Below are 23917 nucleotides of genomic sequence, written 5' to 3' on the forward strand. Positions count from 1 at the left end.
GCGGTGGTGAACCCCTGCCAGGTGACCCACGGGCTCAGCGTGGCCCTGTCGGCTCCCCACAGCGCCGCGCGCACCACGGAACGGCGGCCGTCGGCGCCCACCAGCACGTCACCGCGTACGGTCCGGCCGTCCGACAGGCGCACCTCGGCCCGCTCGGGCACCACGTGCTCGGCGCGCGCGCCGTACGTCACCGGCACGCCGTCGGACAGCAGCTCCACCAGCTCGCCGCGGGCGACGTGGACGACCGGGTGACCGAAGCGGCGCTCGGGCACGGTCAGGTCGAGGGTGAGCAGGCGCCGGCCGTCGGCGGCCCACGACTCCAGCGTCTCCAGGCGGCGGCCGACACCCGTCCAGTCGGCCTTCAGCTCCTCCAGGATGGCCGTGCTGCCGGGCCAGAGGGTGACGGACCCGCCGTCCGTGCGGGGCTCGGGCGACTCCTCGTACACCTCGACGTCGTGGCCCGCGCGCAGCAGGCCGCGTGCGGTGGCGAGCCCGGCGACGCCGGCCCCGATGACGATCACCTTCATCCCGACCCCCCGCTGCCGCGCTGGCGCTGTCTCACGGTCGACACCGGCACCTCACTCTCGGGGGTTCGGGGGCTGTGTCGTTGTTGCCGCTACCCCGTCGAGACGAGATCGTACGGGGCGGGCACCATGCCTTTACGCTCGCCTGATACCCGTGGTGTTAGTGGGGTGCAAGTGACAGTTAAGTGATCGCCCATATCGTGCTTTTCGTAAGTTGAACCAACGGAAGGCACATACATGACTCCCCCTCGTCGCATCGCCACTGTGGCCGCGACGCTCACTCTTGCCGCGATGACCACCGCTTGTGGCGTCCTCGGCCAGGCCGTCGACTGCAACGCCGTGGCCAGCGAGGCCCAGCAGATCGCCACCGAGTGGAGCAACGTGATCAGCTCCAACGCCACGGACCAGGAGGCGGTCGCCGCCGCTTCCAAGTCGGCGGCCGATAAGGCCAGGGAACTCGCCGGCAAGTACGACGGCGAGATCGCCGCCGCTCTGACCGACCTGGCCGACGGCTTCGCCTCGTTCGAGAGCGGCAACGTGACCTCCGCCTCGGGCTTCATGACCAAGCTGAACGGGTTCCAGAGCAAGATCACGTCTGCCTGCTCTTAAAGGGGAACGCGCGGTCGCCGTGACCACCTGTGGGGGACGGGTGAGACGGCGGCCGTGGCCGGCCCGGCCTGGGAGGGCCGGTGTGGCGCGGCAGGGGGCGAGCGCCACGCCGGCCCTGCCGGGAGCCGGCATCGCGAAGGGTCTACGCGGGGCGGGCGCGGCGGGCGGCGATGGCCTGCTCGTACGCGCGGTCGAAGCCGTCGAGCACGGCGTCCCACGAGCCGGCCGCAGGGGCGTCGCGCGATTGTGCGCGGCGATGGCGGCCCGCAGCTCGGGGTCCCGGCACAGCCGGGCGACCGCCCTGGCCAGATCGCCGAGCGAGCGGCCGAGCAGGCCCTCGACGCCGTCCTCGACGAAGTCGGCCACCCCGCTCTGCGCCCGCGCGACCACGGGGAGCCCGGCCGCGCGCGCTTCGAGCGCGGCGATGCCGAACGACTCGCGCGGCGCCGGCGCGACGAACACGTCGGCCGACTCCAGCACCTTGGCGATCTGCTCGCGGGTGTAGCGGCCCGGCAGCGAGACCCAGCCGGTCATGCCGTGGCGGGCCAGGAAGCGCTCCATCTGGCTCCTGGCCGGCCCGTCGCCGACGATCGTGGCCCGCATGGGGATGTGGGCCGGCACCTGCGCGCGGGCGGCCAGCAGCAGTTTCAGCAGGCGTACGGGCTGCTTGCGCGGGGCCAGGCGGCCGACCGCGACCAGATGCACACCTGTCCGGGGGTCGGGCGTCCCCGGGGGCGGCGCCCAGCCGGACAGGTCGAGGCCGTTGGAGACGACGCGGACCGGCACCAGCGGCCCCGCCACGGCGCGGATCGGGGCGGCGGCGGCGTTGCTGACGGTGGTGGCCACCAGCCGCCACCGCTGCCACCCGTACGCCAGCCGCAGCATGCGGTAGAGCGCCCGCGTCAGCGGATCCCACATGCTGTGGACGGTCACCACGCACGGAACGCCGGCGCGGTGCGCGGCGCGCACGCCCATCCACGCGAACGGCGAGACCGCCCCCGCGTGGACGTGGACCACGTCGGGACGCGCCGAGGTGATGCGGCGCGTGAGATGACCCACCCCGAACGGGTGGACGGGCAGGTCGAACGGCATGGGAGCGACGATCCTGTGGACGCCGGGCAGCGGCTCCCCCCTGGTCGCCGTGGCCACCGACACCTCGTGCCCGGCCTCCCGCTGCACGCGCACGAGATCGGCGACCTGAACCTCGATCCCCCCGAGTCGCGGCAGGTAACAGTCACTCACGTGAAAGATCCGCACCCCTCCCAGACTAATCTGGGCCTGTGCCTCCACGTACCGCTGTGTTCTTCCATGCCCACCCTGACGACGAGGCCCTGCTGACGGCGGGCACCATGGCGAAGCTCGCGGCCGAGGGACACCGCGTGGTGCTCGTGGTGGCCACCGCGGGCGAGCGCGGCCTGGCCGACATGGAGCCGGGTGAGGCGCTGGGCGAGACCAGGCTCAGAGAGCTGTACGAGTCGGCCGCGCTGCTGGGCTGCGCCCGCGTCGAGTGCCTCGGCTACGGCGACTCCGGCCTGAGCCCGCAGGGCGGCGTCGCCGACGAACGGCCCGACAACGCGTTCATCGACGCCGACACGGAAGAGGCCGCCAAGGCGCTGGCCGCCATCCTCCAGGAGGAGCGCGCCGACCTGCTCACCATCTACGACCCGGCGGGCGGCTACGGCCACCCCGACCACGTCCAGGTCCACCGGGTGGGCAGGCGGGCGGCGAAGATCGCGGGCACGAAGATCGTCCTGGAGGCGACGGTCAACCGCGACCCGCTGCTGCGGCTGCTGCGGCTGGCGGGGAAGTTCTACCGGTTCCCTCCCGAGTTCGACATACGCACGTTCGAGAGCGCGTACTCACCGGGCGAGGTCATCACCCACCGGGTCAACGTCCGCAGGTACGCCAAACAGAAACGCGCCTCCATGGCCGCGCACGCCTCGCAGGCCACCGGCGGCGACACCGACCGCACGCTCGCCGTCATGCTCAAGGTCCCCCGCCTGCTCTACCGCTACGTCTTCGGCACCGAGTGGTACGTCCGCCGCGACCTGCCGCCCGGCACTCGACTGCGTCATCCTTTCGACGGGTGGCCCACCTGATACTCATGGGGGACGCGCGGGGCCCGGCCTACCGGCAGACTGGACCCCGATGAAGAACAAGTGGCTCCAGATCAGCCTTTCCGTGCTCTCGCTCGGCCTGGCCGTGCTGCTCGTGGTCTACCTGCCGCAGATCGTGCGGACGCTGACCGGCAAGCCGGTCTCGTGGAGCGAGATCGGCGCGCAGTTCGCCGCGCTCGGCGGCGGCGAGATCGCGCTGATGACGGCGCTGTGGCTGCTGAGCCTGCTCTCCTACACGTTCGTGCTGACCAACTCGCTGCCCGGGCTCAACAACCTCCAGGGCCTGACGCTCAACGCGGCGGGCAGCGCGGTGAGCAACCTGCTGCCGTTCGGCGGGGCCGTGGGCGTGGCGCTGTCGTTCGCCATGACCAAGGGCTGGGGCTTCACCAGCCGCGCGTTCGTGGTGATGACGCTGGTCAGCGGCATCTGGAACACGTTGTTCAGGTTCATTCTGCCCGCCGTCGGCATCATCGCGCTGCTGGCCGCGGGCAAGGCGCCCAACCCCACCGTCGCCAACGCGGGCTGGACGGGCGCGATCTCCATCATCGCGCTCTGCCTCGTCGTGGCCGCCGCGCTCTACTGGGACCGCGCCGCGCAGGTGCTCGGCAGGGCGCTGGACGGCATCACCCGGCTGCTGCGGCTGAAGAAGGTGCACGCCTCCGAGGCGTTCCACCGGCTGCGCGCCGACACCGCCGGCGTCGTACGCACCCGGTGGCCGGGCCTCTCGCTCGGCATGATCTTCTTCCTCGGCTTCCAGTGGGCCATCATGGCGGCCTGCATGTCGGCCACCGGTGCCTGGCCCGGCCTCGCCGAGTCGATCGCCGTCTTCGCGCTGTCGCGGGTGCTGACCAGCGCCCTCATCACGCCGAGCGGCGCGGGGATCATGGAGAGCGGGGTGGCCGCGCTGCTCATCGCCTTCGGTGTGGCGGGCACTCCGGCCATCGCCACCGCACTGCTTTTCGGCTTCTGGACTTACACTATCGAGATCCCGTTCGGCGGTCTGGCACTCGGCGCCTGGGCACTGCTGCGCAGGCGGGGCGGCCGGAACGCCGACGCAGAGCCCCCGTCCGCGATCTCGAAGGCCACCTAGTGACAATCCCCATCCCAACGAGTGCTATTCGACCACGGCCCTTGTGCGTGATTCGCAGGCCCGCATAGCGTGGCGGCTGACATGGTGGCGTTCCGAGTTCTGGGGCCAGTCGAGGCGTACGCGCAAGACGACGAACTCGACCTCGGCGGGTTGCGACAGCGGGCCGTCCTGGCCCGCCTGCTCGTGGCCCGCGGTCAGGTCGTGCCCGTTGACACCCTTCTCTACGACTTGTGGGACGACGACGCGGCCAAGGGCGCGCAGTCGGGCCTGCAGGTCTACATCTCACGCCTGCGCAGGGTGCTGGAGCCGGGCCGTCCCCGCGGGGGGCCCAACCGGCTGCTGGTGACGGTCGCGTCCGGCTATGCCCTGCGCGTCGCCCCCGACCAGGTCGACGCGCTCAGGTTCGAGCAGCTCGTCCGCGCCGCGGGCGAGCACCTCGAAGAGGGCGACCCGCAGGCCGCGCGCAGCCGCCTGGAGAAGGCCCTCGGCATGTGGCGCGGCACCCCCTACTCCGACTTCGCCGACCAGACGTGGGCCGAGGCCGAGGTCAACCGCCTGACCGAGCTGCGCCTGGTCTCGCGCGAGCGGCACGCCGACACGGGGCTGCGGCTCGGCCTGCACGCCGAGACCGTTCCAGACCTGGAGGCGCTGACCACCGAGCATCCGCTGCGCGAGGAGGGCTGGCGGCTGCTGGCGCTCGGTCTCTACCGCTGCGGCCGGCAGGGCGACGCGCTGGCCGCGCTGCGGCGCGCCCGCAACATCCTGGCCGACGAGCTGGGCATCGACCCCGGCCCCGCGCTGCGCAAGCTGGAGTCCGACATCCTGGCCCAGTCGCCCGAGCTGGACCTCGCGCTGCCCGCGCGCGCCGCCAGGCCCGCACCGCCGGTCACCGACACCTGGCCGCCGCGGCCCGCCGCCCACGTCGAGCCGCCGCCGCTGGAGCCCGAGCCGTTCGTCGGCCGCGACGCCGAGCTGTCCAGGCTCACCACGGCCGCCCAGCGCACCGGCAGGTTCCAGGTCGCGATCGTGACCGGCGTGGCCGGTGCCGGTAAGACGACGCTGCTGCGCCAGCTCGAAAGCAGGCTCGCCACCGACGGCTGGACCACCGCGTCCGGCGCCTGTCCCGACTCCAGCGCCACCCCGCCCGGCTGGGCGTGGGTGGAGATCCTGCGCACGCTCATCGAGCGGTTCGGCGCGGGCGAGTACGCGCAGCTCCTCGCGCCGCTGCTGGACGACACCGCGCCCGACCCCGACGAGGACGAGGCGTCGGGCGGGTTCCGGCTGCACCGCGCGGTGGGCGGCTACCTCGCCGGCGTGGCCCGGCGCGGCCCCGTGCTGCTGACCGTCGAAGACCTCCACTGGGCCGACGACCAGACGCTCGCGCTGCTGCGCGCACTGCCCAGCCTGCTCGCCACCAGCAGGGTGCTGCTGGTCGTGACCTGCAGGGAGGGCGAGCTGGACGACCGGCAGTCCGACGTGCTCGCCGCCCTGGCCAGGCTCGGCCCGGTGCGCGTGGGGCTGTCGGGGCTCGACCCGGCGGCGGTCGCCGAGCTGGTCAAGGCCACCTGCGTACGCGAGATCGACGAGGACGCCGTCGAGTCGATCGTCGAGCGCACCGGCGGCAACCCGTTCTTCGTCCGCGAGACCGTGCGCCTGCTCGACGCCGAGGGCGCGGCCGACCGCGCCAGCGCCACCGAGGTGCTCTCGCAGGTGCCGTCCGGCGTGCGCGACGTGCTGCGGCGGCGCATCTCCCGGCTGCCCGCGGGCGCGCAGCAGATCCTGCTGCAGGCCGCCGTGATCGGCCGCGACGTCGACCTCGACGTGCTCATCGCGGTGGCCGGCGACGAGGACGCGGTCATCGAGGCCGTCGAGGCGGCGCTGCTGGCCGGCCTGGTGACCGAGCCCGGCCCCGGGCTGCTGCGCTTCGACCACGACCTCGTACGCGACACGATCTACTCCGACGCCTCCCGGCTGCGCCGCACCCGCCTGCACGCGGCGGTCGCGGCGGCGATCGAGCGGCACACGCCGTCCGACGTGGCGGCGCTCGCCCACCACTACTTCCTCGCCGACGCGGCCGACAAGGCGGTCCACTACTCGGGCCTCGCGGCCGAGCAGGCCGAGCGGCGCTTCGCCCACCGCGAGGCGGCCACGCTGTGGGAGCAGGCGATCGCCGCGTTCGACCGTTCCCGTGCCGACGAGCAGGGGGACCAGGCGCGCGAGCGCGCCAAGGAGCGGCTGCAGCTGATGCTGCGGCAGATCAGGGCGCTCGCGCTCTGCGGCGACATGCACGCCGCGCGGCTGCTGCGCCGCCAGGCCATGGACGCCGCGCTGCCGCTCGGCGACCTTGAGATCACTGCGAAGGTGGCGGCGTCGCTGGCCGTGCCGCACAAGGGCATGGCGCGCGACTTCACCCGTACGGCGTGGGAGATCGTCGACGTCACCGAGAAGGCGCTCATGGAGCTGCCGGAGGGCGAGCAGCGGCTGCGCGCGAGCCTGCTGACCACGCTGGCCCTGGAGCTGGAGGGCTCCTCCTCGCCCGAGCGGGGCAGGCAGGCCTCGCTGGAGGCGCTGGAGCTGGCCCGGCAGAGCGGCGACCCGGCGCTGATCGCGGCGGCGCTGAGCGGGCGGCTGCGGCAGTCGTACGACATCCCCGCCGTCGACTCGCGCGAGAGCATCGGGCGCGAGCTGCTCGAAGTGGCCCAGCGCTCGGGGCAGATGGCCACGCAGGCCCTCGCCCACCTGGTGCTGCTGGAGTGCGCGGCGGCCAGGGGTGAGTTCGCGGTGGCCGACGAGCACGCGGCGGCGGCCGACCAGCTCGCCAAGCAGTACGACCTGTCCGCGCCCGCCGCGGTCGTGGTCTGGTACTCCGGGCAGCGGCTGATGATCTCCGGCGACTACGAGGGCGCCGAGCGCGCCTACCGCGAGGCGGCCAGGATGACCGCGCGGGCCTGGCATGCTGGAGGGCCGCCAGGACCTGCCGCTGATCACCACGTTCTGCCTGCACCTGGTCGCCGGGCGGGCGGCCGAGATGGTCGCGCCGCTGGCCGAGGCGCACCAGCGCGGCGCCAAGTGGACGCTCGACGCGTACGCGCTGGCGCTGGCCTCCGCCGGGCACCTCGACGACGCCAGGGCGGTGGCCGCGACCCGGCCGCCGGTGCGGCCCGACTTCCTCTACGAGCTGGCCATGACCTGGCGGGCGCTGGCCGGCATGCTGCTCGACGACCGCGAGCGCATGGTCGACTGCTACGACAAGCTCAAGCCGTTCGCCGACCGGGTGGCCGGCGCCGGCACCGGCGTGGTGGCGCTGTGGCCGGTGGCGCTGACCCTCGGCGACCTGGCCATCCGCCTGGGCCAGCCCGACGCGGCCCGGCAGCACTACGAGAAGGCGCTGGAGGTCGCCGAGCGGATCGGCGTGCAGCGCTGGGTCGAGGCGGCCAGGCAAGCGGTCAGCAGCTCACTCGGAAACGGCGGCTCTTGACGGTCTCGCCGCCCTCGGCCGTCAGCTCCACCCGGTACCACCCCGGGCTGCCGGACAGCTCCGCGCGCCACTCGACGGCCCGGCCGGCGGCGGCGAACCCGTCGTAGTGCGACAGGTACGTGCGCCAGGTTTCGGTGGCCGGGCTCCAGCGGGTCAGCTTCCAGCGGTAGATGACGGTGCCGTCGGGGTCGGGGTTGGCCAGGAACGTGCGGGCCACGTACGAGCGGGCGCAGCCGGGGCCGCCGGCCCGCACGGGGCTCACGGTGAGCACGCCGGGGATCGCCGCGGTCCGCCCGTTGAGCTGCCCGCCCGCCTGGCTCACGGCCGGGTCCGCGGCGGGGAGCGTGCTCGCGACCGGGTCCGCGGCGGGAAGCGTGCTCGCGGCCGAGGGCGTGCTCGCGGCCGGGAGCACGGTCGCGGTCATCGCGGTCTTGGCCGGCTTGGCGGTGGACGGGGTCTCGGCGGTGCCGCAGGCGGAGAAGGCGACGTACGCGCCGGTGACGACGAGGGCCGCCGCGAAGAGCTTCGCGGCGTTCGAGGCTCCGCTGATCAGAACGTTCGCGCTTTTCACCGGCATCGTCACCACCCCTTCTCGCTCGCCTCTAGAGTGAGACGGGGTGCTTGAGCACCGGTTGTCGGTGAGTTGCACCCTTTGCGGGTGGCTTGCACCCCGGTCTGGCAGCGGGGGATAGCCTGAATTAAGGTAAGGCTGTCCTAAGGCTCTGGGAGGGGTGGTGGGCCCGTTCATGTGGCACGCGACGATGGCCGTCCCCGCCCCCACCGACTCGTCCTGGTTCAACCTGCCGTACTGGCTGGTCGGGGTCATCCTCATCGTGGCCCTGTTCGGCGCGTTCCAGGTGTACTACTGGGTCGGCCGCAAGCTCGGCGAGAGGCTGTACGAGTCGCGCGTCGGCGTCAAGATCGGCCGTGATCGCATCACCAGGATCGAGAGCGTGGTCGAGCGCTGGGGCGCGCTCGCCGTCTACGGCTGCTTCTGGGTGCCGATGCTGCGCCACACGCTGCCCTGGGTGGCCGGTGCGCTGCGCGTCTCCTACCCCTGGTACGTCGTGGCCAGCGCGCTCGGCTGCCTGACCTGGGCGCCCCTGTGGTGGTTCGGGCTCACCGCGCTCGTGTGGGGCTGGCTGGAGCTGGCCGCGCGCTCGCCGATCACGGCCGCCGTCGCGGCCGTGCTGGCCGTGGCGGCGGTGGCCTGGTTCACGGTACGCCGCCGCCGCAAGCGCCGCGCCGCCGCAGACCAGCCCCTGGTGCCCCAGGACTCGTAACCGGCCCCGTCCGCTCAGCCTCAGCCGCGCGGCCCGCCCCCACTCCACGGCCCCGGGCGACCCCCGCAGCCCCGGCCCGCGCATATTCGCCTGCCTCCTGGGCTCAGCCCTGGCCGGCCGGTTCGGTCTGGATGACCCGTGGGGTGGCCGTGCTGCAGTCCTCGATCACCGCCCCGGGCGCGTTCCTGCGCACGGTTTCGATACCGTTCACGCATGCCACTTTGGTGGGGTAACCCTCCCCCACCGCCAGCGTCTGCCCGTTGCCGGCGACGAGTGCGAACCGGTATCCGCCCTGCTCATCACCGCTGATGACGAACTTTCCCGCCATGGCCAACCGCCCCCCGCCATATCGGATCTATGAAGGATTTACCCCCATCTGAGCGCGACGCATGGCCCAGTTAGGCAAACGAACCCTTGATCTCCTGTCACCATGATTGGCATGCGTATTGGGGGTTTGATTAGCTCTGCGGCGGTCGCGCTGGTTGTCGGGTTCGCTACGCCGGTCGTCGGATTCAGCACGCCGGCGCAGGCCGCGAACGCTCCCGCCGTCAAGGCGAAAGAGGCGTACGTCGTCGACTCCGCAGGAACGGTCCACCTCGGCAAGCGAGAGACGAAGCGGGTGCCGGTCGCCAGCCTCGTGAAGATCATGACGGCGTACGTGGTGCTGCGCGAGGCCGACCTCAGCGACGTGGTCACGATCAGCGCCGCCGACGTCAAGTACGCCGCCAAGGGCGGCGCCGCCACCGCGGGCCTGCGCAAGGGCGAGCGCTTCACGGTCAGGGACCTGCTGTACGCGCTCCTGCTGCCCTCCGGCGCCGACGCCGCGAACGCCCTGGCCCGCCACTACGGGCCCGGCAAGGCTGCCTTCGTCGCCAAGATGAACCGCACCGCCCGCCAGCTCGGACTCAAGAACACCCGCTACACCAACGCCGACGGCATGCCCACGCCGTCGAACGGCGGCTACTCCACGGCCGCCGACCAGGCCAAGCTGGCGCAGTACGCGCTGCGGAGCAGCGTCTTCACGCAGGTGGTCGGCAGCAAGGTGCACAAGGTGTCCAAGACCCGCGTGCATCAGGCGCACACCTGGCGCAACACCAACAAGCTGCTGTCGCGGGCCGACGGCGTGCTGGGCGTCAAGACCGGGTTCACGAACGCGGCCGGCTACTGCCTGCTCTTCGCGGGTGAGCGCAACGGCGTGCAGATCGTGGGCGTGCTGCTCGGCGACCAGAACGAGCGCCGGTTCAGCACCGCGGAGAAGCTGCTCGACTACGCGGGCGAGCAGGCGGCCATGAACGACCGATCCCTCGGCTACGCAGGCGGCCGGGCAGTGCTCCGCTGACCGCCCATCCGGCTGCGCGAGCAGCAGGCGCCGCCCAGCCGACCACCTCTTCGGCCGCACGTGCGGCAGACGGCGCTCAGCCGACCACCCCTTCGGCCGCGCGTGCCGGGGACGGCGCTCAGCCGACCGGCGGAGCCGGCCTGCCAGGCCGCGCAGGCCCGCCTGCCGTGTGAGCCGGTCAGCCGAAGGTGATGGTGCCGTGGCCGGGGTAGGCGTGCAGGCCGCTCGCGGCGCAGCCGAGGATGGCCGTGGGCGGCGCGATGCCCCCACTGACCCGCTTCCCGGCCAGCCACCCCGTGCGGACGGTGCCGGTGAGCAGGGTGTCGGCCGGGTGCCTGGCCACCAGGCGGTCGGCCTTGATGCCCAGCTTCGAGGTTCCCGCGGGCCGTCCCGTGGCGCCGAACCAGGTGATCACCGCGGTGCCGCGCACCCGGCGGGCGGTGGCGCAGGACGCCTGGGCGGTGGCTTTGACGTTCACCCAGCCCGACCGCAGGAAGCGGGCCGAGCGGTCGGGCGAGGTGCACCCGGTGAACTCCAGGTAGCCGCGCGCGGAGATGCGCCGCGTCGTCAGGCCGACCCGGGGCGTGAACGTCAGCGGACGCTCGGACGGCGTGGACACGGCACAGGTCAGCGCATCCTTGCCCGACCTCTTCGGCGCCGCGGCGAGCCGCTCAGGAACGGCCCTCTGCGGACCGTCTGCGGCAAGCGGGTGGGGCGGGACCAGCAGCCCCGTCGCGGCGGTGAGCGTGATGATCCAAGCCCCGTTCATGGACCCTCCGGCAGGTGCGCGCGTGCGCACGTTCGGTGATCGGACCATGACAGTGTGCCGCATCGTCCGTGCCGTCCGCCCCCGTCCGGCGTCCCGGCGGCCCGACACGACACACCTGTACGTTTTCCGATGGATTCGGCCCGCCGTCCGTTCCCGAGTAGGGTGAGCCCCACACCCCTCCCAAAGGACATCCTGATGGCGGAATTCGTCGAGGTCCGCACTCTGATCGAGGGCCACGAGGCGGCGGCCGAGCTGGCGCACGGCATCCTGCTCTCCGGGCTCGCCACGTCGATCGACATCGCCGAGGTCTCGCACCCGTCCGCCGCCGACGCGACGGCCTGGCAGCTCACCCTCGTCACGACCGAGCAGCAGATGCCCGCGCTCGAGCGCCACGTGCGCCGCACCGGCGGAGACCGGCCCATCGACCGCGTGCCGATCGCCCACCACTTCGACGGCTACCCCGACTGGCTCACCGGCGACGGCCGATGATGCGGGCCCCGCTCAGTGCCGCCGCTGAGCGGCCTTCGCGCCCGCCCGCTGCACGGCGGCCCTGACCACGCTGAAGACGGCCCCCTGCACGGCGGCCGCGACCAGCACCTCCGCGAGCCCTCGCTCCAGGTCCTCGGCGTCGGGCGCCTCGTCCTGGCCCGAGACCAGCGTCCAGGCCCGCCTGAAGAGCGCGGCGGCCAGCACGCCGCTCAGCAGGCTCACCCCCAGCGATGCGGCTTTCTCGACGGGCTGCATTCCTGCTCCTTACGTTCACGTGGTGCATGCCCGTGCCCGAGGCCAGGTTCTTAAACGTCCCGCTGGTCAGCCCGCATGAGCCCGTGGCAGGCGATGGCGGCGGCGGCCACGACGTTGAGCGAGTCGACGCCGGCGGCCATGGCGTCGGGGCTCATCGGGATGCAGACCGCCTCGTCGGCCTCCTCCAGCCAGTGCGAGGACAGGCCGTCGCCCTCCGAGCCGAGCAGCAGGGCCACGCGGTCGGTGAGGCGGACGCGGTCGATGGGGGTGGCGCTCTGGTCGGGGGTCAGGGCGAGGGTGCGGTAGCCGGCCTCGCGGAGCCGGGCCAGGCCGTCGAACCAGTCGTCCATGCGGGCGTACGGGATGGAGAAGACCGCGCCCATCGAGACCTTGACCGCGCGCCGGTAGAGCGGGTCGGCGCAGCGGGGCGAGAGCAGGACACCGCCCACGCCGAGCGCGGCGGCGGAGCGGAAGATCGCGCCTACGTTGGAGTGGTCGACCAGGTCCTCGAGGACGAGCAGGCGGCGGGCCGGGCCCTTGAGCAGGGTGTCCATGGAGGGCAGGGGCAGGCGTTCCATGGAGGCGAGCGCGCCCCTGTGGACCTGGAAGCCCGCGATGCCGGACATGATCTCGTCGCTGACGACGTAGACGAGGGCGTCGCCGAGCACGTCTTCGAGCGGGGTCAGCCAGCGGCGGGTGGTCAGGACCGACCGGATGGGGTACCCGGCGCCGATGGCCCGCCTGATGACCTTCTCCCCCTCGGCGAGGAACAGGCCGCGCTCGGCCTCCAGGCTCTTGCGCAGCTCGACGTCGCGCAGCCGGGTGTAGTCGGACAGCCGGGGGTCGTCGATGTCGGTGACGTACTCAAGCACCTTCCGATACTGCCATGCGCCGCCTGACCTGCCAGACCAGCGCATGGCATGCGAGGACCGCGCAGAGGCCGATCACGGTGCCCACGCCGGTCTTGGTGATCAGGCTCGCGATGCCGAAGCGGGGGCTGGGCTCGTCGACGAGCGGCCAGAGCAGGGCGCCGGCCACGACGCCGAGCCCGGCCGCGGTCAGCACGGCGGCGCGGGCGCGCGAGGTCATGCGCAGCCGCTCGGGTACGGGCGCCGCCGGCATCCGGGACAGCCCCCGCCATGCCCACCACACGACCGCGGCGAGGCCGGCGGCGGACGAGACGTACTGGAGGAGGCGGAAGAGGGGGATCACCCCGAAGACGTTCACCGACAGCCAGGCGCCCCACTCGATGACGCCTCGGGAGTGGGTGAAGGAGTCCCATACGACGTGGGTGACGACTCCTGACACGGCCCCCGCGGCCATGGGGAGCGGGCGCAGGCGTTCGGGGGCGAGGAGCGCGGCCCGGCCGGCGAGCGCGGGTGGCAACAGCGCGATCAGCGGGTCGCGCAGCACGAGGTGGAAGAGCGGCAGCAGGACCAGGACGGCGAGCGGGTCGATGGTGACGATCCCCGGCCAGGAGTGCCAGACCCGGTATTCGGGCAGGAACGGCAGGAACAGCGGCAGGTCGGGCGCCATCGCGCCGAAGGCCAGCGCCCACGGGTCGAGCACGCGGCGGATCCGGGCCGACGGCCCGATCAGCGGCAGCACGGCTGCGATGTGGCTGGGCGTGAACGGCACCGGACCCTCCCCTTGATCGGGTTTCATTATGCGGGCGAAGCTTGATCGGGTTTTACCGCGATCATTCTTCGTCGCGCTTCGTAGTGGGTACGCTACTCATCGCTGTCGACGGCCGGATCAGCCGGGAGTTCGGGGGTTCATGGTGCCTGATCAGCGGATTCATGAGCATCCGGCCGCGTCAGCCGATTGGCTGCGGGCGGCGCGCGCCGCTCGTACGCTCTCGCTGATCACGCTGGTGTGGCTGGGCGTGGAGAGCGTGCTCGGCCTGGCCGCAGGCCTCACCGCGCACTCGGTCGCGCTGATCGGCTGGGGGCTGTCGGCCCTGGTGGAGGCGGCGGCCAGCCTGATCGTGGTGTGGCGGTTCACAGGCGCGCGTACGCTGTCGCCGCACGCGGAGAGCACGGCCCGCCGGGCGGTGGCGGTGAGCTTCTGGCTGCTCGCCCCCTATCTGATCGTGCACGTGGCCCACGACCTCGACGCGGGGCACCGTGCCGCGCCGAGCGCGCTGGGCATCGTGGTGACGGCGGTCAGCCTGGCCGGCATGCCGGTGCTGGGGCTGGCCAAGCGGCGGCTGGGCAGGCGGCTGGCGTCGGCGGCCACGTCAGGCGAGGGCACGCAGAACCTCATGTGCGCGGCCATGGCGGCCGGAGTGCTGGCCGGTCTGTACCTGAACACGCTGGGCCTGTGGTGGGTGGATCCCGCCGTGGCGGTGCTGCTGGCGGCCGTCGCCGCACGCGAGGGGCTACGCGCCTGGGCCGGTCACGCTTGCTGCCATTGACCGCACCGTACGTAATCGTCGCACCAAAAGTGGTGTTTTCCCACAGAGACCACACCGAGTATCGTTCCCGGAGTATTGCGGAGCATCTCCCGCTAGGGTCTCCGAACGGTCTCTAGAACACCTAAGAGGACATCGTGGGGCGACACCGCACAGACGATCTCGACGGCGATTACAGAGCCGGCGAACCCCTCCCGCGCAAGCGACCGAGGAACAGCCGGGGCAAAGTGCTCGTACCGCTGGCCGGTGCCGTCGCGATGGCCGTCCTGCTGGGTGTCGCGGCGTACGTCATCATCACCCGCGACCATGACTGCACCGGCGGCAGGATGCCGCTGCGCGTGGTCGCGGCCCCCGACATCCAGCCCGCGCTCAACAAGATCGCCGGCCGGTACAACAAGGCGATGCACACGGTCGACGGCAAGTGCGTCGAGGTGACGGTCGCCAAGGAGGACTCCGCCAGGACCGCGAACAAGGTCGCGGCCGGCAAGGTCAACGCCGACCTGTGGGTGGCCGACTCCAGCCTGCTCATGGAGAGCATGCGCCAGGCGCCGGGCGGCGAGGCGCTGCCGCAGGTGGAGGGGTCGATCGCGACGTCGCCCGTGGTGCTGGCGGCGGCCAAGTCCGCGGCCTGGCAAGCTGACCGGCGCGCTCCAGCCGAGCTGGATCTCGGTGATCTCCGCGGCCAACGTGGCCAACGTGGACGGCCCCGGCAAGAAGGTCAGGGTGCTCGCCCTCGACCCGCAGAAGAACTCCGCGGGCCTCGCGGCCCTGCTCGCCGCGGCCGGCACGGCCAAGGAGGCCGGGCAGGACAAGGCGCTGGTGGGCGCGCTCAAGGAGCTGTCGGATCAGCTCGTGTCCGACTCGACGGCGCTGCTCGCCAGCCTGACCGTCAAGCCGGGCAGCAAGGTGCCCGTGGGCGTCACCTCCGAGCAGGCCATCTTCGCGCACAACAACAAGAAGCCCGAGTCGCCGGTCGTCGCCCTCTACCCAAAGGAGGGCACGCTCAGCCTCGACTACCCGGTGACGACCCTCGCCAAGGACCCGCAGGTGCTGAAGGCCGCCGCGGACTTCAAGCAGGAACTGTCGTCCGAGGCGTCCGGGAAGACGCTGCGCGACGCGGGTTTTCGCGGCGTGGACGGCAAGGCGGGCAAGGCGCTGACCGAGGCCGACGGCTTCGACGAGGACACGCCGGCCCCGCTCGACCCGCCGGACGGCCCCACCGTCGCGCGCGTGGTGCAGACCTGGACCCGGCTGAACCTCGGCACCCGCCTGCTCACGCTGCTCGACGTCTCCGGCACGATGGCGCTGCCCGTGCCCGGCACCGGCATGACCCGCATGCAGGCCATCAACAAGATCGCCACCGAGGGTCTCGCGCTGTTCCCGCCGGGCTCCGAGATGGGCCTGTGGACGTTCTCCACGCACATGGACGGCAAGGGCAAGGACTGGAAGGAGGTCGTCCCGCTCGGCCCGCTCACCGAGTCGGTCAACGGCACGCTGCGCAAGGAGATGCTGGTCAGGACGTTCGCCCAGCTCAAGGCCAAGGAGACGGGCGACACCGGGCTGAACGACACCGTCAAGGCGGCCTACACGCAGCTCACCAAGACCTACAAGCAGGACAAGGTCAACACCCTGCTCATCCTCACCGACGGCGCGGGCAACGACGACCCGGACGGCGGCGTCGAGAACGCCGAGCTGCTGCGGTTCCTCAAGCAGACCTACAACCCGAAGCGGCCGATCAGCATCCTGCTGATCGCCTTCGGCCCCGACGCCAAGAAGGGCAAGCGGCAGATGGAGGCGCTGGCCAAGGCGACGGGCGGCGAGGCGTACATCGCGGAGGACATCCTCCAGGTCCGCGACTTCTTCCTGCGGGGCATGGAACGCCGCCTCTGCACCCCGAATTGTGACGACTGATGGGAAACCCGCCCTCCATGCCCATTCGGTATGGGGGGCGAACCCGTACGAACCAGGCCGCGTCCTCCTTGCGCGTGGGGCTCCGAAGCCCGGTCCACCCGCGGGGAGGGGAATGTCCGTGCCTGGATGGCCGACCGTCGATCGCGCCGACGAGCAGGAACTGATCGAGGCACTGCGGCGCGCGGACACCGAGGCTCCCGCCAGGCTCTACGACTTCTACGGCGAGCGGCTGCACGACTACGCCTACGCGCTGTCGGGCGATCGCGACCTGGCCGCCGACTCGGTGCACGACGCGCTGGTGACCGCGCACGGCTGCGCCGAGCGCCTGAAGGAGCCGGCCAAGCTGCGGGCCTGGCTGTACGCGCTGACCAGGTTCCAGGTGCGCGCCCGCCTTGCGCACCGCCCCGGCACCCCGCCCGCCGGGCTCCCGCTGCCCGACCCGGCCGAGCACGACGATCCCGAGCTGGCCGACCTGGTCCACGAGACGCTGGGCGAGCTGCGCAGGGGCGAGCGCGAGGTGCTGGAGCTGTCGCTGCGCCACGGCCTGACCCCGGCGGAGGTCGGCGCGGTGCTCGGGCTGACCGGCCGGCAGTCGGCGACCAGGCTGAGCCGGGCCCGCGACCATCTGGAGATCGCGGCCGCGGCCGTGGTGCTGGCCAGGACGGGACGGGCGCACTGCCCCGACCTGTCGGCCATGGTGGACTCGTGGGAGGGGCCGCTGACCCCGCTGCTGCGGCGGCGGCTGTCGGGGCACATCGGCGGGTGCGAGGTGTGCACCGAGCGGCGGCACCGGCAGGTCTCGGCGGCGCGGCTGCTCGACATGGTGCCGGTGGCGTACCCGGGGATCTCGCTGCGCCGCCGGGTGATCGACACGTGTGTCAGCCCCGAGCTGGACGAGACCCGCGAGCTGATCACCGACCGCGGCGACAGCTTCGACCGCAGCGGGTTCCCCGTGGCGCACGACGAGCGCCCGCGCCGCCACAGGTCGCGCCGCCTGGGTCCGCTCATGCTGGCCGGCGCCTGCCTGCTGGCCGCGACGGGCGCGGTGGTGGTGATCAACGGCTCGGACGCCGCCGAGGTGGGCACGCTCCGCTCCCGCCCGGCGCCGGCCACGACGCCGCCGCCCGCGGAACCCGCCGAGGAGCCGCAGTTCACCGAGGACACCCAAGACACCGAGGACACCGAGGACACCGGGGGGACGGAGCCGGAAGAGGAGCCGAGCCCGTCCCCGTCGGCCGGCCGTACGCGCTCGGCCACCCCTCCCCCGGCCTCGCGCCCGGCCGCGGCGCGGCCCAGGAGCCGCCCCGCCGCCCGGCCGACCGCCACCCGTCGCAGGCCCGCGCCGGCCGCCAAGCTGATCGCAACCTGCCCGCGGTCGATCGCCGGCACGGGCGAGATCGGGCTGCGCGCACGCAACGCGGCGGTCTCCTGGGTGGCGACCGCCTCGCAGGGCCTGGAGGTGTCTCCGGAGAGCGGCTCGATCAGGGCGGGCACCACCGTGAAGGTCCGGGTGACGGCCGCGGATCCGTTCGAGCCGGGCACCGGCAGGATCGCCTTCACCTCGAACGCGGGCACCGCCACCTGCACGGTGTCGTGGCAGGGTGAGGAGATCCCGGAGCCGCCGACCGGCCTGCCGACGGAGGACGACGAGCCGTCAGCGGCGCCCACGTCCGGGGTGGCCACGTCGCCGGCGGACGCGTCCGGCTCCGCGCTGGAAGCGACGGATGCGGAGGCTCTGCGTAAAAGCGATGCAAACAGACAGTAGATCGCCCAAACCGAACGACAAATAGGTATATATCGGACCCTGGCTCGAAGATCCTAGGTCACATAGGGCATTCTGGTGTGCTTGGGGACCGCTTCGGGGCCGGCGATCACTTGACCGTGTGTTGAAGGTCACACGAATTTCTTGCGCCTGCCAGTAAACCGGCGCGCGTCGCCAAGCGTCGGCATTGACGTGTTGAGGCGCCGGTTGATCCCATGAATTGCGATCGATCGGCGTTCTCACCAGCAAGGCAGGAGAAAGACAGGAGATGCTCAAGCAGCACCGCAGAGCGCTGGCCTGGCTGGTCGCGCTCGCCTGCATCGCAGGGGCGGTCATCGCGCTGTTCGATATCGAGACACCCCTGCGCCCGTTCCTGATCTCCTTGTTCCTTCTGGTCGTTCCAGGGGCGGCAGTGGTGGGACTGTTGCGCGATCGTGACCCCCTTGCCGCACTCTCCGTGGGAGCAGCCGCGAGCCTGGTGCTCAACGTGTTGCTCGCCGAGGCCATGCTGCTCTTCGACGCGTGGTCGCCCCGGGCCGGTGTCGCGACGGTCGCTGTGCTCGGCGGGTTCATGTACGTGCTTCGGGTGTTGTACCGGGGGAACCGCATGCAGACCGAACAGGGGGCCAGGGCAAGGTGAACATCCAGGTAGTCCGGCCCAGAGAACTCGGCGAGTCCGAGCGGGCGCGATGGCGCGAGCTGCAGAAGGCCGATCCGAGTCTGGACAACCCGTTCCTGTCGGTCGAATTCGCCGTGGCGATGGACCGTTTGCGCGACTACGTGAGGGTGGCGGTCATCTCCGACGGGGGGCGCATCGTCGGGTTCTTCCCGTACGAGCGGCACAGCTTCGGCATCGGCAAGCCGCTCGGCGGCTTCCTCACCACGTGCCACGGCCTGATCTCCGAGCCCGGGCTGAAGCTCGACGCCAAGGCTCTGCTTCGTGCCTGCAAGCTCAGCGTCTACGACTTCGACCACCTCGTGGCCGGCCAGCCGACGTTCGCTCCGTACGAGTCGGACGTCAGGCCCGCGCCCGTGATGGACTTCACCTCGGGCTTCGACGCCTGGCTCGAGCAGGTCAAGGCCAATTCCCCCAAGAACCTCAAGACCGTCAGGTACAAGGAACGCAAGCTCGGCAGGGAGCACGGCGAGCTGCGCCTGGAGTGGGCTTCGGCCGACCCCGAGGTGCTGCGCACCCTGCTGGCGTGGAAGTCCGACCAGTATCGGCGGACCGGCCGGGTGGACAGGTTCGCCCAGCCGTGGATCGTCGAGCTGACGGACATGATGCATGCCGAGAACTCAGCGGACTTCGCGGGCGTGCTGACCATGCTCTATGCGGGTGACGTGCCGGTGGCCGGGCATTTCGGCCTCCGTACGGCCACCACGCTCGTAGGGTGGTTCCCCGCTTACGACACCGAGTTCGGCCGCTACTCGCCCGGAATGGTGCACCATATGCGGATGGCCGAGGCCGCCGCGAAGGCGGGGCTGCACATGGTGGACATGGGCAAGGGCGGCAAGGAGTACAAGGACTGGCTCAAGAGCGGTGTCCTCTATGTCTCCGAGGGCCGCGTCTCGCGGCCGTCGGCGACGGCGGCGGTGCACTGGATGGGCCGAACTCCTTTCAACAAGGCCCGAACAATTGTCATGGATCGGCCGTCTCTCTATAGAGCGGCCGACCGTGTGCTCAAGGGCTTCGGTCGGGTGCGCACCTCGATGCAACATCAGGAGTCACCCAATGCGGTAAGTCAGGAACCAACGGGAGCACGTTAGACCGCTCCCGAGCAAGACCCGGCACAGCACCAACACCCTCACTCCACTGGACCGTCGAAAGCACCGTCCGCCGGTTTCGCCGTTGCCGCAGCACCCGGGAACGGTTCACAAGCCGGTGGGCGGTGCCGGTCCCGGAAGGAATCCCTCGCTATGAGTCCCGAGATAACCAAGCACAACGGCAAGGTCCATTCCGCACCGCTGCGGTCGATGCCGCCGCCTTCCAGCTTCACGCCGGTGACGCCCCACCTGGCCATCTCCCCGACCGTCAGCGTGGTCGTACCGGCGATGAACGAGGCGGAGAACCTCCCCCACGTCTTCGCCACCATCCCGCAGTGGGTGGACGAGATCGTGCTCGTGGACGGCAACTCCGTCGACGACACGGTGGCCGTGGCCAAGCGGCTGCGGCCGAACGTCAAGGTAGTGACGCAGAAGGGGAAGGGCAAGGGCGACGCCCTGGCCGCCGGCTTCGCCGCCTGCACCAGCGACATCATCGTGATGATCGACGCCGACGGCTCGACCGACGGCCGCGAGATCATCAACTTCGTGGGGGCGCTGGTGACCGGCGCCGACTTCGTCAAGGGCTCGCGTTACGCCGCCGGCGGCGGCAGCGACGACCTGACGCTGAACCGGCGTCTGGGCAACAAGATCCTCACGGGGATCGTCAACATCATGTACCGGACCCAGTACACCGACCTCTGCTATGGCTACAACGCGTTCTGGGCGCGTCATCTGGACGTGCTCGACCTCGACTGCGACGGCTTCGAGGTGGAGACCCTGATGAACGTGCGTGCCGCCAAGGCGGGGCTGAAGGTGCAGGAGGTGCCGAGCCACGAGCGCAACCGCATTCACGGCGAGAGCAACCTGCACGTCATCCGGGACGGCTTCCGCGTGCTCAAGACCATCCTGAAGGAGTGGCGCCGCCAGCCCACTCCGCCCCGACCCGAGCCCGCCACCACCCCGACCGCCGACCGAGGCGTCGCGTAAAGGATCTCTGTGAACACGTCTGTTGTCATCTGCGTCTACACCGAGGAGCGGTGGGAGGACATCAGGCAGGCAGTCGAGTCGGTCGAGAACCAGACGCGCCCGGCACACGAGCTGATCCTGGTGGTCGATCACAACCCCGACCTGCATCTCAAGCTCAAGCGCGAGTACCCGCAGGCGATCGTGGTCGAGAACACGCACGAGAAGGGGTTGTCCGGCGGCAAGAACACCGGAGTGGCCACGGCCAACGGAGAGATCGTCGCGTTCCTCGACGATGACGCCGTAGCCGACCCCGGGTGGCTGGAGGCTTTGGAGGAGGGCTTCCAGGAACCTGGTGTCGTGGGCGTGGGCGGCCGCACCGACCCCCTGTGGGCGTCGGGGCGGCGGCCCTCGTGGTTCCCGCACGAGTTCGACTGGACGGTCGGCTGCACCTACCGCGGCATGCCCACGGTCAGGGCGCCGATCCGCAACGTCATGGGCGGCAACGCCGCCTTCCTGCGCGACGCGGTCACCGAGGTGGGCGGCTTCCACAGCGGCATCGGCCGCAGCGTGCAGGGACGCAAGTCCCGCCCGCTTGGCTGCGAGGAGACCGAGTTCTGCATCAGGCTCTCGCAGCGCAAGCCGGGCTCGATCATGCTGTACGAGCCGCGCGCGGTGATCGGGCACAAGGTGTCCGAGCAGCGCGAGCGGTTCTCGTACTTCAGGTCCAGGTGTTACGCGGAAGGGCTGTCCAAGGCGCTGGTGACGCGCGAGGTCGGCACCCAGGACGGGCTGTCGAGCGAGCGGGCCCACGCCATGAAGACCCTGCCGCTCGGCGCGCTCCGCGGGGTCGGTGACGCCCTGCGGGGCGACCTGAGCGGGCTCGGCCGGGCCGCCGCCATCGTCATCGGGCTGGCCTGGACGACCTGGGGTTACGTCGTCGGCTCCGTACGGTTGAAGGTGGCCCAGAAGGGGGCGCAGAAAGGGACGCAGAAGGGGGCACAGGAGGGGGCGCAGGAGGGGGCACGGTCATGACCCGCGTACCGATCCTGATGTACCACTCGGTCACCGACACGCCCAACGCCGACACCAGACCGCACGCGGTGCGGCCGTCGGACCTGGAAGAGCAGCTGGCGTACCTGAAGGAGAGCGGCTTCACCCCGCTCACCCTGGGCGACCTGGTGGCCGCGCTGAACAAGAACAACGGCCGCTCGTTGCCCGACAAGCCGATCGTGGTGACGTTCGACGACGGGTACGCCGACTTCCACAGCCACGCGCTGCCGCTGCTCGAACGCTACAACTTCCCGGCCACGGTCTTCCTGACCAGCGGCTGGGTCGCCGACGCCGGCAAGGACGCCGCTGGCCGGCCCCTGGACAGGATGCTGTCCTGGGGCCAGGCCCGCGAGGCCGCGCAGACCGGCATCGAGATCGGCGGTCACAGCCACAGCCATCCGCAGCTCGACCAGCTCCGCATGGAGGACCTGCGTCAGGAGCTGCGCAAGAACAAGGGCCTGCTGGAGGAGAAGATCGGCACCCCTGTCGCCACCATGGCCTACCCGTACGGGTACTCCAGCGCCCGCGTGCGCCGTGAAGTGCGTAAAGCCGGATACTTCGCCGCTTGCGCCGTGAGCAACACGATCGCCGCAGATCGTCACGACATGCTCGCCATCCCCCGGTTGACGGTCGGCAAGCACACGACCATCAACATGTTCAAGCGCGCCGTCGAAGGCACCGCCGTACCTCTCATCTACCTGCGCGAACGCATCCTCACCAAGGGGTACGCGGTCGTCCGCAGGACGCGGTACGGGCTGCAGCGGGTGCGCGGAAATGTCTAGGGTCTGGGCGAGAGTCGTCACCGACCTGCGCAACCCGCTGTTCCGCCAGGGCTACGCGCTGATGGCCAACACGGTCATCACGGGCGTGCTCGGCATGGGCTACTGGCTGCTCGCGGCCCATTACTACACGCCGGAGGAGTTCGGCCGCGGGCAGGCCGTCATCACGGCGATGCGGCTGTTCGCCTCGCTGACGGCGCTGGGTTTCGTGGGGGCGCTCGCGCGCTTCCTGCCGATCGCCGGCCGCCGCACCGCCGAGCTGATCCTGCGCGGGTACGGCCTGGCCGCCGCCACCGGCGGGGTGGCCGCGCTCGGCTTCCTGCTGACGCTGCCGCTGTGGGGCAAGACGTACTCCGTGCTCGCCGGGTTAGGGCCCGGCCTGTTCTTCCTGGCGTCCGTGGTGGTGTGGGCGGTCTTCACGCTCCAGGACGTCGTGCTGACCGGGCTGCGCCGCGCGCCGTTCGTGCCGCTGAACAACCTGATCTTCGGCCTGGTCAAGATGGGCCTGCTGGTGGCGCTGGCCGGGGCGCTGCCCAGCGGCGGCATCTTCGTCTCGTGGGTCATCCCGACCGCGCTCGCGCTCATCCCGGTGCAGTGGCTGATCTTCGGCGTCGTCGTACGCCGGCACGTGCGCGAGTCCGACCCGGTGCGGGAGCCGCCCAGGCTGCGTGACGTCGGCCGCTTCCTGGCCGGCGACTTCCCCGGCACGCTGTCGATCCTGGCCATCGTCTACCTGGTGCCGGTGGTGATCGCCACTCAGGTCGGCGAGGCCACGTTCGGCCGCTTCTCGATGGCGCACACCCTGGCCAGCATGATCGAATTGCTGGCCATGAACATGGCGGTGTCGCTGACCGTCGAGGGCTCCTTCGACCGGGCCGCGCTGGCCGAGAACTGCCGCCGGGCGCTGCGGCGGGCGTTCATGATCGTGGTTCCGATCATCGCGGTGGCGGTGCTCGGAGCGCCGCTGATCCTGCGCATCTTCGGGTCGGAGTTCGCCGAGGAGGGCACGCTGCTGCTGCGGCTGATGGCGGTGGCGGTGCTGCCCAGGGTGCTGATCGAGGTCTATTTGAGCGCTTTGCGAGCGCAGAGCAAGGCGCGGGCGCTGGCGGCCGTGCAGATCGGGCTCGCCGTGCTGGTGCTCGTCTCCACGATGGCGCTCTTCCCGTACTTCGGGGTCAATGCGGTCGGGTATGGTCTGCTCTTCAGTGAGCTGCTCGTCGCAGTTGTGATCTTCGGAAATCTTCGCAAAATCCTCAGAGTGGACGAAACTGGTCGGTCGCCTGTCACCCAGGGGTCGTCCGGGGCCGCATGATGGTCAA

Annotated in this window: 21 protein-coding genes and 2 pseudogenes; 16 read left to right on the forward strand and 7 right to left on the reverse strand. The window is 71.3% G+C overall.

All coding sequences use genetic code 11. The annotated features are described in order from the left end of the window. Positions 1-38: 38 nt before the first annotated feature. Both ACFMQL_RS06175 and ACFMQL_RS06180 read right to left on the reverse strand, forming a co-directional pair. Positions 39-527: pseudogene (locus ACFMQL_RS06175) on the reverse strand (FAD-dependent oxidoreductase); the annotation flags it as partial. A gap of 132 nt (positions 528-659) precedes the next feature. After that, positions 660-2375 carry a glycosyltransferase gene (locus ACFMQL_RS06180; protein ID WP_378784887.1) on the reverse strand — a complete coding sequence of 572 codons (1716 nt, stop codon included), beginning with the start codon at positions 2373-2375 and terminating at the stop codon, positions 660-662. Positions 2376-2413: 38 nt separating this feature from the next. Here ACFMQL_RS06180 and ACFMQL_RS06185 point away from each other — a divergent pair, with 38 nt between their 5' ends. The 4 genes from ACFMQL_RS06185 to ACFMQL_RS06200 all read left to right on the forward strand — a co-directional run bounded on the left by ACFMQL_RS06185 (position 2414) and on the right by ACFMQL_RS06200 (position 9101). Beyond that, positions 2414-3232 (forward strand): PIG-L family deacetylase, encoded by an 819-nt coding sequence (locus ACFMQL_RS06185; RefSeq protein ID WP_364058357.1) that lies wholly within the window; start codon positions 2414-2416, stop codon positions 3230-3232. A 49-nt stretch (positions 3233-3281) separates the two neighbouring features. Continuing rightward, on the forward strand, positions 3282-4340 hold the full coding sequence (locus ACFMQL_RS06190; RefSeq protein WP_364058360.1) for a lysylphosphatidylglycerol synthase domain-containing protein: 1059 nt from the start codon (positions 3282-3284) through the stop codon (positions 4338-4340). An 81-nt stretch (positions 4341-4421) separates the two neighbouring features. Beyond that, on the forward strand, positions 4422-7925 hold the full coding sequence (locus ACFMQL_RS06195; RefSeq protein WP_378784890.1) for a BTAD domain-containing putative transcriptional regulator: 3504 nt from the start codon (positions 4422-4424) through the stop codon (positions 7923-7925). Positions 7926-8552: 627 nt separating this feature from the next. After that, on the forward strand, positions 8553-9101 hold the full coding sequence (locus ACFMQL_RS06200; RefSeq protein WP_364058374.1) for a VTT domain-containing protein: 549 nt from the start codon (positions 8553-8555) through the stop codon (positions 9099-9101). A 103-nt stretch (positions 9102-9204) separates the two neighbouring features. Here the strand turns inward: ACFMQL_RS06200 and ACFMQL_RS06205 are convergent, their stop codons facing one another. After that, a complete protein-coding gene (locus ACFMQL_RS06205) occupies positions 9205-9429 on the reverse strand; it encodes a YegP family protein (RefSeq protein WP_378784891.1) in 225 nt (74 codons plus the stop codon). A 111-nt stretch (positions 9430-9540) separates the two neighbouring features. Here ACFMQL_RS06205 and ACFMQL_RS06210 point away from each other — a divergent pair, with 111 nt between their 5' ends. Beyond that, positions 9541-10440 carry a serine hydrolase gene (locus ACFMQL_RS06210; protein ID WP_364058380.1) on the forward strand — a complete coding sequence of 300 codons (900 nt, stop codon included), beginning with the start codon at positions 9541-9543 and terminating at the stop codon, positions 10438-10440. A gap of 178 nt (positions 10441-10618) precedes the next feature. On the opposite strand, the gene ACFMQL_RS06215 is transcribed toward ACFMQL_RS06210, so the two are convergent. Continuing rightward, positions 10619-11209, reverse strand: coding sequence for a hypothetical protein (locus ACFMQL_RS06215; protein WP_364058383.1), 591 nt, complete (start codon positions 11207-11209; stop codon positions 10619-10621). A 195-nt stretch (positions 11210-11404) separates the two neighbouring features. Here ACFMQL_RS06215 and ACFMQL_RS06220 point away from each other — a divergent pair, with 195 nt between their 5' ends. Then, positions 11405-11698, forward strand: a complete 294-nt coding sequence (locus tag ACFMQL_RS06220) for a hypothetical protein (RefSeq protein ID WP_364058386.1) — start codon at positions 11405-11407, stop codon at positions 11696-11698. Positions 11699-11710: 12 nt separating this feature from the next. On the opposite strand, the gene ACFMQL_RS06225 is transcribed toward ACFMQL_RS06220, so the two are convergent. Genes ACFMQL_RS06225 through ACFMQL_RS06235 form a run of 3 tightly spaced genes read right to left on the reverse strand, consistent with a single transcriptional unit; the run spans position 11711 to position 13591 of the window. Next, positions 11711-11953: a DUF4235 domain-containing protein gene (locus ACFMQL_RS06225; protein ID WP_364058388.1), complete on the reverse strand. Its 243-nt coding sequence runs from the start codon at positions 11951-11953 to the stop codon at positions 11711-11713. Between the two features lie 50 nt (positions 11954-12003). Then, on the reverse strand, positions 12004-12825 hold the full coding sequence (locus ACFMQL_RS06230; RefSeq protein ID WP_364058391.1) for an RNA methyltransferase: 822 nt from the start codon (positions 12823-12825) through the stop codon (positions 12004-12006). Further along, positions 12818-13591, reverse strand: coding sequence for a DUF4184 family protein (locus ACFMQL_RS06235; protein WP_364058394.1), 774 nt, complete (start codon positions 13589-13591; stop codon positions 12818-12820). Before ACFMQL_RS06235 ends, ACFMQL_RS06230 begins: the two co-directional genes overlap by 8 nt. A gap of 139 nt (positions 13592-13730) precedes the next feature. Between ACFMQL_RS06235 and ACFMQL_RS06240 the strand changes: the two genes are divergently transcribed. The 10 genes and pseudogenes from ACFMQL_RS06240 to ACFMQL_RS06285 all read left to right on the forward strand — a co-directional run bounded on the left by ACFMQL_RS06240 (position 13731) and on the right by ACFMQL_RS06285 (position 23910). Then, the gene (locus ACFMQL_RS06240) at positions 13731-14369 is read left to right on the forward strand and encodes a cation transporter (RefSeq protein ID WP_364058397.1); all 639 of its coding nucleotides are present in this window, start codon (positions 13731-13733) and stop codon (positions 14367-14369) included. A gap of 323 nt (positions 14370-14692) precedes the next feature. Continuing rightward, a pseudogene (locus ACFMQL_RS06245) lies at positions 14693-14941 on the forward strand (substrate-binding domain-containing protein); the annotation flags it as partial. Between the two features lie 94 nt (positions 14942-15035). Next, positions 15036-16277, forward strand: a complete 1242-nt coding sequence (locus ACFMQL_RS06250; protein WP_378784892.1) for a substrate-binding domain-containing protein — start codon at positions 15036-15038, stop codon at positions 16275-16277. Positions 16278-16389: 112 nt separating this feature from the next. After that, positions 16390-18042, forward strand: coding sequence for a sigma factor-like helix-turn-helix DNA-binding protein (locus tag ACFMQL_RS06255; protein WP_378784893.1), 1653 nt, complete (start codon positions 16390-16392; stop codon positions 18040-18042). Positions 18043-18307: 265 nt separating this feature from the next. Beyond that, the gene (locus tag ACFMQL_RS06260; RefSeq protein ID WP_364058407.1) at positions 18308-18679 is read left to right on the forward strand and encodes a hypothetical protein; all 372 of its coding nucleotides are present in this window, start codon (positions 18308-18310) and stop codon (positions 18677-18679) included. Further along, on the forward strand, positions 18676-19806 hold the full coding sequence (locus ACFMQL_RS06265; RefSeq protein ID WP_364058410.1) for a GNAT family N-acetyltransferase: 1131 nt from the start codon (positions 18676-18678) through the stop codon (positions 19804-19806). The genes ACFMQL_RS06260 and ACFMQL_RS06265 overlap by 4 nt, the downstream gene beginning before the upstream one ends. A 150-nt stretch (positions 19807-19956) precedes the next feature. Continuing rightward, positions 19957-20790 (forward strand): glycosyltransferase family 2 protein, encoded by an 834-nt coding sequence (locus ACFMQL_RS06270; protein ID WP_364058413.1) that lies wholly within the window; start codon positions 19957-19959, stop codon positions 20788-20790. 9 nt (positions 20791-20799) lie between these two features. Further along, positions 20800-21801, forward strand: coding sequence for a glycosyltransferase family 2 protein (locus ACFMQL_RS06275; RefSeq protein WP_364058416.1), 1002 nt, complete (start codon positions 20800-20802; stop codon positions 21799-21801). Continuing rightward, complete coding sequence (locus ACFMQL_RS06280) at positions 21798-22601, forward strand: polysaccharide deacetylase family protein (RefSeq protein WP_364058419.1); 804 nt, start codon at positions 21798-21800, stop codon at positions 22599-22601. The genes ACFMQL_RS06275 and ACFMQL_RS06280 overlap by 4 nt, the downstream gene beginning before the upstream one ends. Next, positions 22594-23910 (forward strand): lipopolysaccharide biosynthesis protein, encoded by a 1317-nt coding sequence (locus ACFMQL_RS06285; RefSeq protein ID WP_378784895.1) that lies wholly within the window; start codon positions 22594-22596, stop codon positions 23908-23910. Before ACFMQL_RS06280 ends, ACFMQL_RS06285 begins: the two co-directional genes overlap by 8 nt. The last annotated feature ends 7 nt before the right edge of the window (positions 23911-23917 follow it).

The sequence above is a fragment of the Nonomuraea fastidiosa genome (assembly GCF_042751225.1).
GTDB lineage: Bacteria > Actinomycetota > Actinomycetes > Streptosporangiales > Streptosporangiaceae > Nonomuraea > Nonomuraea fastidiosa.

Coding starts and splice junctions, on each gene's coding strand:
- ACFMQL_RS06205 (WP_378784891.1), bottom strand. CDS start 9,429: ATGGCGGGAAAGTTCGTCATCAGCGGTGATGAGCAGGGCGGATACCGG.
- ACFMQL_RS06260 (WP_364058407.1), top strand. CDS start 18,308: ATGCTCAAGCAGCACCGCAGAGCGCTGGCCTGGCTGGTCGCGCTCGCC.
- ACFMQL_RS06210 (WP_364058380.1), top strand. CDS start 9,541: ATGCGTATTGGGGGTTTGATTAGCTCTGCGGCGGTCGCGCTGGTTGTC.
- ACFMQL_RS06280 (WP_364058419.1), top strand. CDS start 21,798: ATGACCCGCGTACCGATCCTGATGTACCACTCGGTCACCGACACGCCC.
- ACFMQL_RS06225 (WP_364058388.1), bottom strand. CDS start 11,953: ATGCAGCCCGTCGAGAAAGCCGCATCGCTGGGGGTGAGCCTGCTGAGC.
- ACFMQL_RS06215 (WP_364058383.1), bottom strand. CDS start 11,209: ATGAACGGGGCTTGGATCATCACGCTCACCGCCGCGACGGGGCTGCTG.
- ACFMQL_RS06285 (WP_378784895.1), top strand. CDS start 22,594: ATGTCTAGGGTCTGGGCGAGAGTCGTCACCGACCTGCGCAACCCGCTG.
- ACFMQL_RS06255 (WP_378784893.1), top strand. CDS start 16,390: ATGTCCGTGCCTGGATGGCCGACCGTCGATCGCGCCGACGAGCAGGAA.
- ACFMQL_RS06270 (WP_364058413.1), top strand. CDS start 19,957: ATGAGTCCCGAGATAACCAAGCACAACGGCAAGGTCCATTCCGCACCG.
- ACFMQL_RS06240 (WP_364058397.1), top strand. CDS start 13,731: ATGGTGCCTGATCAGCGGATTCATGAGCATCCGGCCGCGTCAGCCGAT.
- ACFMQL_RS06195 (WP_378784890.1), top strand. CDS start 4,422: ATGGTGGCGTTCCGAGTTCTGGGGCCAGTCGAGGCGTACGCGCAAGAC.
- ACFMQL_RS06190 (WP_364058360.1), top strand. CDS start 3,282: ATGAAGAACAAGTGGCTCCAGATCAGCCTTTCCGTGCTCTCGCTCGGC.
- ACFMQL_RS06220 (WP_364058386.1), top strand. CDS start 11,405: ATGGCGGAATTCGTCGAGGTCCGCACTCTGATCGAGGGCCACGAGGCG.